Origin of the sequence: Limnofasciculus baicalensis BBK-W-15, assembly GCF_024178385.1 — a bacterium.
Classification (GTDB): domain Bacteria; phylum Cyanobacteriota; class Cyanobacteriia; order Cyanobacteriales; family Coleofasciculaceae; genus Limnofasciculus; species Limnofasciculus baicalensis.
Map to the genome: position 1 here is coordinate 1 of NZ_JAMZMM010000684.1, position 1461 is coordinate 1461.

Here is a 1461-nt window from a genome sequence, read left to right on the forward strand (position 1 = left end):
CTTAATTGCACCTTATTTGGAACGACGAATTCAAGAAGTTATTCCCACTGCGGATATCCAAGTAATTGTGGATTGGGATGAGACAGTGGAAAGGCGGGAAAGAAGCGATCGCGCTTTGCAATTATTCACCTCTTTCGATCCCTTAACAAGAGGGGAGAATTCAATCCAAATCCCCCCATTCCGTCGTCCCGATGGCAAACCCCAACTCCCCAACGGGAAAGCCGTATCAGTAGCCCATTCAGGAGATTTAACCCTAGCAGTATCTGGTGCTGAGGGATGTGATGTGGAAGCAGTGGAATCCCGAACCCCTACTATCTGGCGAGACTTGCTAGGGGTAGAAAGATTTGCCTTGGCTAATATTATTTCCCAGCAAATATCCGAAAACTTAGATACCGCAGCCACAAGAGTTTGGGTGGCGAATGAGTGTCTCAAGAAAGCTGGGGCGATGGTGAATGCACCTTTAGTGTTAGTTGAAAGTACCGCTGATAGTGGGGTGTGGCTGAAATCTGGGGAAAGTGCGATCGGGTGTTTTGTAGTTTCGGTAAGGGAGGTTGAAAAGCCTTTGGTGTTTGGGGTTTTGGTGAGGAAGATGGGGGAGTGCAATTTAGGACAATTGAAATCCCTTAGTTACTAAGAAACTTTGAATTCTCAAGGAGAAAATCTAATAAAAATAGGATAAAAGTAAGACTGGAAAATCTTCATGAAAATTTCACTAAAAACCAGGAGAAATCAACCATGACTATCGCCAAAAACTACTCAAACAACCCCCTCCTTAACGCCTATCATGCCCTCAGTCACGCCCTAAATGGACGCTGGCACAAACTAGCCATGGGCATCTTTATGTTTGTCATCATCTCCCATTTATCAGAACACTTTGCCCAAGTATTTCAACTGTGGGTACTCGGTTGGGCAAGACCTAAATGTATGGGAGTTTTGGGATTACTCTATCCCTGGACAATGAAAACAGAATGGCTCCACTACGGACATGCCCTATTTATGTTAGTTGGTTTAGCTCTCCTCCGTCCATCCATTGTCGGACAAGCCCGTATTTGGTGGGATACTGCCTTTGCCATTCAATTCTGGCATCACATAGAACACGCATTACTTCTCGGTCAATCCTTAATTCATGACAATTTCTATGACTTTGTTGCCCCTGTAAGTATCGCTCAAATAGTAGCGCAAAACTTCAGCAGTAAAGCCTTTGTCGGACAACCTTGGCTACCTCGGATCGAACTCCATTTGTTCTATAATTTAATAGTTCTGATTCCCATGTTGGTGGCATTATATTATCATCGTTTCCCACCCACAGGTAAAACCCATTCTGCTTAAGAAATAAACATTAAAATCCCAGCCAGATACCCTAATTCTTCAAGAATTAGGGTATCTAAGTTGAGTTCTCAGTTTTCAATTAAAACTCAAAACTCAAAACTCAAAACTCAAAACTCAAAACTCAAAACTCAA

The 1461-nt window shown here is 43.0% G+C and carries 1 protein-coding gene and 1 pseudogene; both read left to right on the forward strand.

Features of this window, described 5'->3' with window-relative positions; all coding sequences use genetic code 11:
* Positions 1 to 634, forward strand: a pseudogene (locus NJ959_RS29450) (type I polyketide synthase); the annotation flags it as partial.
* 101 nt (positions 635 to 735) lie between these two features.
* Positions 736 to 1329 (forward strand): hypothetical protein, encoded by a 594-nt coding sequence (locus NJ959_RS29455; RefSeq protein ID WP_254015312.1) that lies wholly within the window; start codon positions 736 to 738, stop codon positions 1327 to 1329.
* Positions 1330 to 1461 lie beyond the last annotated feature (132 nt).